This is a genomic window from Mycobacterium sp. TH-M106 (genome assembly GCF_057473765.1).
On the sequence record NZ_JBYCLE010000592.1, the window covers coordinates 1 to 7,707 of the forward strand.

At 68.5% G+C, this 7,707-nt stretch carries 7 protein-coding genes and 1 pseudogene; 6 read left to right on the plus strand and 2 right to left on the minus strand.

What is annotated here, in order from left to right:
* Positions 1 to 616: 616 nt before the first annotated feature.
* Positions 617 to 793, minus strand: a pseudogene (locus AC2VOP_RS20070) (hypothetical protein); the annotation flags it as partial.
* A 110-nt stretch (positions 794 to 903) separates the two neighbouring features.
* On the opposite strand from AC2VOP_RS20070, the gene AC2VOP_RS20075 reads away from it, so the two are divergent.
* The 3 genes from AC2VOP_RS20075 (at position 904) to AC2VOP_RS20085 (ending at position 3,078) form a co-directional block, all read left to right on the plus strand.
* A complete protein-coding gene (locus AC2VOP_RS20075; RefSeq protein WP_486962599.1) occupies positions 904 to 1,710 on the plus strand; it encodes a L,D-transpeptidase in 807 nt (268 codons plus the stop codon).
* Positions 1,711 to 1,902: 192 nt separating this feature from the next.
* The gene (locus AC2VOP_RS20080) at positions 1,903 to 2,400 is read left to right on the plus strand and encodes a hypothetical protein (RefSeq protein WP_486962600.1); all 498 of its coding nucleotides are present in this window, start codon (positions 1,903 to 1,905) and stop codon (positions 2,398 to 2,400) included.
* 342 nt (positions 2,401 to 2,742) lie between these two features.
* Entirely contained in the window at positions 2,743 to 3,078 is a 336-nt protein-coding gene (locus AC2VOP_RS20085; protein ID WP_486962601.1) for a hypothetical protein, read from the plus strand.
* A gap of 22 nt (positions 3,079 to 3,100) precedes the next feature.
* Here the strand turns inward: AC2VOP_RS20085 and AC2VOP_RS20090 are convergent, their stop codons facing one another.
* Positions 3,101 to 4,087 (minus strand): PE-PPE domain-containing protein, encoded by a 987-nt coding sequence (locus tag AC2VOP_RS20090; protein WP_486962602.1) that lies wholly within the window; start codon positions 4,085 to 4,087, stop codon positions 3,101 to 3,103.
* Between the two features lie 350 nt (positions 4,088 to 4,437).
* Here AC2VOP_RS20090 and AC2VOP_RS20095 point away from each other — a divergent pair, with 350 nt between their 5' ends.
* The 3 genes from AC2VOP_RS20095 to egtB form a co-directional block, all read left to right on the plus strand.
* Entirely contained in the window at positions 4,438 to 5,100 is a 663-nt protein-coding gene (locus AC2VOP_RS20095) for a sensor domain-containing protein (RefSeq protein WP_486962603.1), read from the plus strand.
* A gap of 44 nt (positions 5,101 to 5,144) precedes the next feature.
* The gene (gene egtA / locus AC2VOP_RS20100) at positions 5,145 to 6,461 is read left to right on the plus strand and encodes an ergothioneine biosynthesis glutamate--cysteine ligase EgtA (RefSeq protein ID WP_486962604.1); all 1,317 of its coding nucleotides are present in this window, start codon (positions 5,145 to 5,147) and stop codon (positions 6,459 to 6,461) included.
* Positions 6,458 to 7,707, plus strand: a 1,250-nt coding sequence (egtB, locus tag AC2VOP_RS20105; protein ID WP_486962605.1) for an ergothioneine biosynthesis protein EgtB, incomplete at its 3' end; no start/stop codon positions are given. The genes egtA and egtB, both read left to right, overlap by 4 nt.

A 7,707-nucleotide genomic window follows, 5' to 3' on the forward strand; every position in this document is an offset into this window, starting at 1 on the left:
CGACGCGCGGGCCCTCGGCCGGGAAACCATGGGTCGCGGCGCCCGCGGGAAGCGGTTTCGCCGCACCGTGTCAAGGATCCCGACGGCGGTGTTCCGCCACCGGCTGGCCGGCATGTGCCACATGGCCGGTGTCGAGGTGTTGGCGGTCAACCCGGCCTATAGCAGCGTTTGGGGCGCTCAGCACTGGCAGCGCCCCTATGAAAACGTCACCCGACATCTGGGGGTACCACCCGCTTGCGGGGGAGCCGCGGCCACGGTGATCGGGCGTCGCGCCCAAGGCTATTCGGCCCGGCGTCGGAAAGGTGTGACACCGCAGCGACCGGAGGATCGCGCAGTGAGAGCTACCAACCAGGCTGCGCAGGAAAAGCCTCGGGTGTGTGGGAACCGCCACCGGACAGGGATGCGAGGAACCGAATCTCGCCCGCCCAGCCGGAACGAACGCGCGCACCACCGCCGGGCAACCGTTACCCCGGCAACAGTTGGCCAACAATGACCAACATCAGTTGTAACGGTCCTGCCGTGGGATCCATCCGCGCCGTTCGGAGAGCCCGGCGACGTCTTGTGGGTGCCCAGGGCGTATCAGGGCAGCGCCATGTCGTCGGGCACGAACACATCTGAACAGCACGTCGCCGGTGATCTCACGCAGCGATCGGATTTCGATGCCCGGTATGGTCATGCCGGCCAGGAAGTAGCTGATGCCCTGGTGTTTTTCAGCGTTCGGGTACCCGTTCAAGCTGCGGTCATGACGCAGTTCCCGCACACCTACGGCGCGGATGTGCAGTGACCAAACCTTGATGAAGCCTTGACCGAAACACGGGTGCGCGCTCATCGGCGGGCCGGTCAAAGCTCAATACCATCAACGGACAGTAACGTGCAGTCACCTGATGGGAAGGTATGTCCGCGATGTCGGCAGCGGTGCGCCGCGTTTCTGCGGCGGTGGGGATCCTTGTCACGACGGCCGTCGCGGTCGTGGCGCCCGCGGGGTTGAGCAGCGCTGCGGTGAACCAACCGGGGGGCGTCGCCATCGCATCGGTCCTGCCGGCGGCGGGCACGGTCGTCGGTGTGGCACATCCGGTCGTGGTGACGTTGCGGTCACCGGTGCGTAATCGCCGGGCAGTCGAGCACGCGATCACCGTGCAGACGACGCCGACGATGACCGGGAACTACGAGTGGCTCGACGACACCGTGCTGCGATGGGTCCCCGACCATTTCTGGCCGGCGCACAGCACGGTGGCGCTGTCGGTCGGCAAACTGACCGCTGACTTCGAGACCGGCCCCGCGGTGGTGGGCGTCGCCAATATCTCGGCTCGCACCTTCACGGTGACCGTCGACGGGGTCGGGGCCGGACCCTTGCCGGCGCCGCACCACCGCCCGCACTGGGGCGAACCCGGGGTGATGCCGGCGACGATGGGCAAGGCCGAGTTCCCCACGCCGGTGGGCCGCTACACGGTCATGGCCAAGGACCGATCGGTCGTGATGGATTCCAGCAGCGTCGGCATCCCGGTCGACGACCCCGAAGGCTACCGACTCTCGGTCGATCACGCCGTCCGGATCACCGGACGCGGCCTCTACGTTCACTCGGCGCCGTGGGCGCTTCGCTCCATGGGCATCGACAATGTCACTCACGGGTGCATCGGTCTGAGCCCAGCCGATGCGCAGTGGTACTTCGACACGGTCGACATCGGCGATCCGGTGATCGTGGAGGAGTAGTGAAAAGAGCTCGGCGCTGATCTACGCCGAGCCGTCGTTACTTGCTACCGGCAGCCAAATTCACCGGGAAGCCGACGGCATCGGTCAGCAGCCCTGCCAGGGGGCTCGCAGCCGCGGCACCTGCCGGGCCCGGCGCCACCAACGGGACCGGCGGAAGAGCACCAGGAGCCGGGGGAATCAACGGAACCGGCGGTGCCGCAGGCACGACCGGAACCGGCGGTGCCGCAGGAATCACCGGAACCGGCGGTGCCGCAGGAATCACCGGAACCGGCGGTGCCGCAGGAATCACCGGAACCGGCGGTGCCGCAGGCACGACGGGGACCGCAGGCAGCGGCCCAGGGAGTGCCATGGGTACCGCCGGACCAGCCAGAGCGGTCAGATCGGCGCTCGCGGGAGCACAAGGCGTCGCCGCCGCGGTTGTACCAGCGGGCACCGTGCCGGCCTGCGGTGCTACGCCGCCCAGAGTGGGAACGGCAGACGCCGCCGGAGCACCTGCCGCCGGAGTACCTGCCGCCGGAGTACCTGCCGCCGGAGTACCTGCCGCCGGAGCACCTGCGGCGGGAGCACCTGCGGCGGCTGGGGCCCCACCCGCAACCGGGCCGCCGGCGGGTGGGCCGACAAAGACCGCGACACCGCCTCGGCACACCGGTCCACCCGTGGGAAACGGTGCCGCTAGCGTTTCGGAACTGAAGACCACGGCGCTTCCGCATAGGCCAATGCCGGTAATTGTGCCGGTAATTGCCGCGATGCTCAATCGAGTGAACGTCGTCAATGCCAACTCCGATGATGAGTTCCAGGCCCCCGAATTTTCACAACTCAGGTCCCCAATTTTCACAACTCGCACGACCGTGAATAAACGTATCACATCGATGTAAGTACACGAATGTACGAATTAAATTCGTTACCGAACCGATGCGTCATCGAAGCGGTCGGCGATCGGGTTGGCAACGGTGGAGACCGCGGTGCCCGAAGGCAGACCTGATTGACCGCGAACTCGTCCGCCAATCCACTTTGTCAGGCATGATGCAGCCCATGACCGAAACTCCCGAACCCAGAGACCAGCCTGCCGGGGCGCTACCACCGCTACAGCCACCACTACAGCCACCATGGACCATACCGAGCCGGCTCTACCAGACGGCAGCATGGGTGATCATCGTCGCCGGGGTCGTCTTTGTCACCTCGATGATCTTCTTCACCGGTGCCTACGTCAGTGGGGGCGGTTGGTACGGGCATCATCATCGCGGAGGATGCATGATGCACGAATCCCCGTCGTCGATGAGCCCGAACTCCGGACCGGAGTCCGGCGGTCCCGGTGGACCGGCCGGCCCCGGCGCTCCGCCGCGTCCGCCAGCGCCGCCGCACCCGTAACGTGGGGGCGCGTGGGCGCGCCTCAGAGACCTATTTCCAGCAGGCCGTCGGCCAACCACTGTGGTATGTAGCCCACCTCGGCGGCCGCCTGGGTGAGCACTTCGAGTTCGCTCTGGGCCGGGTTCAGGTCCAGGTAGTTGACGGTGTCGGCGAGGTCGACCTGGGTCAGTGCCTGGGCCACGTCGCCGGGCGTCAGGCCGAGGTACTCCTCGTGGGTGCCGACCAGCATACCGAGTAATTGCTGCCACCCCAGATCAGATCCGCTGGCGAAAGAGTCCGGGCTCCACGAAGCGTATCCGTCCGGGTACGGATCACCCAACCCGCCACTTGTCAGCGTGAACACGTCGCCGTGGTAGGGGCCGTCCGGTGTGAGGTCGGTGGCCGGTGGCTGTGTCGGGCCCAGGTCCATCACCCCGCCACCCATGCCCCAGCTCTGGGCGTTGCTCAGCAGAATACTTTGCATCCAGGACGGCAGTGAGTCGTAGAAATTAGCCAGGAACCCGTACCGCGAGGCCGAGTCGCCGACGAGGACGAAGTTGATGGCGTCGGCGTACTTGTCGCCGTACTCCGCGGTGAGCTGGTTGAGCACCTCGGAGATCGCCGCCGTGGACTGCGAGTAGCCGAACAAGGTGACGTGGTGGCCGCTTTCCAGCAGCGGCATCAGCGCGGCCCGGATGGCCGCCTCGTCGGCCGCCAGCCCGGTCTCGGTATCCCCGCTGAGTTCAGGGGTCGTCAGCGCGTAAACATCGCTCTCCGGGCCGGTGTAGAGCCCGCTGGGTTCCAGGTAGAGGTGGTATGCCGCCTGAAGGTACTGGTCGCTAGGGGTCGGTATGCCTGTGGGTCCGAGGACGAGGGCGAGATCTTGGCTGGACGGAGTCGCGCCGTCGGACCAGACCCCTCCGACATCGCCGGTGAGCACTTGATCCACCGAGGTCCCAGAGGCGGCGAGCAGATACTCAGATTCGCGCAAAAGCGACCCAGCGCCTTCCGGCCGCGGGAAAGAAGCCACAGGGATCACAGTGGTGACAGTGGCCACAGTGGCCAGAGACGCCCCCACCATGGCCGTGATCACCATGCCGCTTACGTCGAATAATCCCATTTATCTCCCCTGACATGCATCCCGCCCCGATAACTGACTAGGACAATAGTGCATGCAGCTCGCCAACCCGTTCCGGGGTAAGCCAGCCGGTGTGGGATCGGCCCTGGCATGATCGAGCCCATGAGCCGCACAGTCGTTCTCGCCACGGACTCGACCGCGACCGGCGGCCAGCGAGATAAACACGTCAGATGGTTGACGGCCCGCCGATCCGTCATCGCGTCGGGCAGCGCAGACGCGGACGTTTCCGTAAAGGTGTAGCCGTGCGGGTGTCCGCCGCAGTGGCATGCAACCTGGGCCTGGCCGCAGCAGCGGCGGCGGCCGGGTTCTACGGCTCCCCGGTAGCGGCGGCGCGCCCCTCGGATCCCGGCGTGGTGTCCTACGCGGTGCTCCCCAAAGGGGCGGTGGGCAACATCGTCGGCGCACCGATGGGCTGGGAATCGGTGGCCCGTGACCCCTACCAGGGCTACTGGGTGGACAACCCGGTCTGCAACAACTGGGCGGACATCGGGTTGCCCGAGGTCTACAACGACCCCGACCTGGCGTCGTTCAACAGTGCGGTCACCCAGACGTCGGCCACCGATCAGAATCACCTCGTCAAACAGGCGGTCGGGGTGTTCGCCACCAACGACGCCGCCGGCCGGGCGTTTCACCGCGTCACCGACCGGACCGTTGGCTGTTCCGGGCAGACCACCGCGATCCATTTGGACAACGGCATCACCCAGGTGTGGTCCTTCGCCGGGGCACCGCCCACTGGCACCGACGCGGCGTGGGTCAAACAGGAGGCCGACACTGACCGGCGTTGTTTCAACCAGACCCGATTGCTGGAGAATGTGCTGCTGCAAGCCAAGGTGTGCCAATCCGGTAACGCCGGGCCGGCGGTGAACGTGCTGGCCGGAGCGATGCAGAACAGCCTGGCCCAGTAACCGGATCGGATATGTCGGATAGGCAAGCCCAGGTGGTGACAGAGGTGTCACCACCCGATGAGCGCTGCAGCGGCCCCACCGACCCTGCCGCCCCTGCCGAAACTGCCAACCCTGCCGAAATAACCAGCGCATCGGAGGCCGCGCAGTACATCACCGACCGCTGCCTCACCGACGCCCCGCCGAGCAGGGTGGGCCTGGAAGTCGAGGCGCACTGCTTCGACCCGGCCGATCCGTGCCGTCGACCCGGCTGGGAAGAGATCGGCGCCGTGCTGGACGCACTGCCGCCGTTGCCGGGCGGCAGCGCGGTCAGCGTCGAGCCGGGCGGCGCCGTGGAGCTGTCCAGCCCACCCACCGACGGCGTCGTCGCGGCCATCGAGGCGATGACCACCGACCAGGCGGTGATGCGGTCGGCTTTTGCCCGCGCCGCGCTGGGGCTGGTGCCGCTGGGTGCCGACCCGCTGCGGCCGACCCGGCGAATCAACCCGGGCGCGCGCTATGAGGCGATGGAACAGTTCTTCGTTGCCAGTCACACCGGGCAGGCGGGCGCGGCGATGATGACGTCGACGGCGTCGATCCAGGTCAACCTGGATGCCGGCGCACGAGCCGGTTGGGCCGGGCGGGTCGGGCTGGCGCACGCGCTGGGGCCGACGATGGTGGCCATCGCCGCCAACTCGCCGCTGCTGGCCGGAGACTTCTCCGGCTGGCGCTCTACCCGGCAGCGGGTGTGGAGCCAGCTGGACTCGGCGCGGTGCGGCCCCATCCTGGGCGACCCTACCTGCGCGGGCGCCGACCCCGCCACCGACTGGGCGCATTACGGACTGAACGCGCCGGTGATGCTGGTACTCGGTCCGCACGCGGAGGGATGCGCGCCGGTCACCCGGTATGTGCCGTTCGCCGACTGGGCCGACGGCCGGGTGCTGCTCGGCGATCGCCGCCCCACCACCGCCGACCTGGAGTACCACCTGACCACGCTGTTCCCGCCGGTGCGGCTGCGGGGCTGGCTGGAGATCCGCTACCTGGACAGTGTCGACGACGCGCTGTGGCCCGCCATCGTGTTCACCCTGGTGACGCTGCTCGACGACCCGATTGCCGCTGATCTCGCCGCCGACGCGGTCGAGCCGGTGGCCACCGCCTGGGATGTCGCCGCCCGGATCGGGCTGGAGGATCGGTTGCTCTATGCGGCCGCCAACCGGTGCGCCGCGATAGCGGCCGAGCGGGCGCCGGCAGCACTGCACGACGGGATGCGCGAACTGCTTCGACTCGTCGAGAAGGGCCGCTGCCCGGCCGACGACTTCGCCTACCGGGTGGCCGAGGCCGGAGTCGTTCCGGCGGTCGCCCAGCTGGCGAGGGGAGTGCCGTGAGCGCCTACCAGACGCTGGCCGGCGACCTGGCCCGGGCGCGGGAGCGCACGTTGGCGCTGACCAGTCTCGATGACGCCGACCTGCGCTGCCAATACGACCCGCTGATGAGCCCACTGGTGTGGGATCTGGCCCACATCGGCCAGCAGGAAGAGCTGTGGCTGCTGCGCGGCGGCGACCCGAGCCGGCCGGGCATGCTGCCGGCGAACGTCGACGGCCTCTACGACGCCTTCGTCCACCCCCGGGCGAGCCGGGCCGACCTGCCGCTGCTGTCGCCGGACGAGGCGCGAACGTATTGCCGAGCGGTCCGGTCGAGGACATTTGACGCACTGGGCACCCTCGAAGAATCGCCGGACGGGGCTGACGTTTTCACGTTCGCGATGGTGCTCAGCCACGAACACCAGCACGACGAGACCATGCTGCAGGCGTTGAACCTGCGCCCCGGTGCGCCGGTGTTGAGCGCGGGTGCCCCGCTGCCCGCCGGCCGGCCCGGCCTGGTAGGGACGTCGGTAGCGGTGCCCGGCGGTGAGTTCACGCTGGGTGCCGACGCCGCAAGCGAGCCGTTCTCGCTGGACAACGAGCGGCCGGCGCACGTCGTGGACGTGCCGCCCTTTAGGATCGGCCGGGTTCCGGTGACCAACGCCGAATGGCGGGACTTCGTCGACGACGGCGGCTATCGGCAGCCGCGCTGGTGGTCGCGGCGCGGCTGGCAGCACCGCGAGCAGGCCGGGTTGATCGCGCCGCAGTTCTGGAGCCCCGACCACGCCTCACGCACCCGGTTCGGTCGGGTCGAAGACATCCCCGCCGACGAGCCGGTCTGCCACGTCAGCTATTTCGAGGCCGAAGCATACGCGGCCTGGGCCGGTGGGCGGCTGCCCAGCGAAATCGAGTGGGAGAAGGCCTGCGCGTGGGACCCGGCGGCCGGCGCCCGCCGGCGCTACCCGTGGGGTGTGGACGCGCCGACCGGTGCGCACGCCAACCTCGGCGGGGCGGCGCTGCGCCCGGCGCCGGTCGGGGCGTACCCGGCCGGCGCGTCGGCGTACGGAGCCGAGCAGATGCTCGGCGACGTGTGGGAGTGGACCAGCTCCCCGCTGCGGGGATGGCCGGGTTTTACTCCGATGGTCTACCGGCGCTATTCGCAGCCGTTCTTTCACGGCGACTACCGGGTGCTGCGCGGCGGGTCGTGGGCCGTCGCGGGCGAGATCCTGCGGCCCAGCTTCCGCAACTGGGACCACCCGTACCGGCGGCA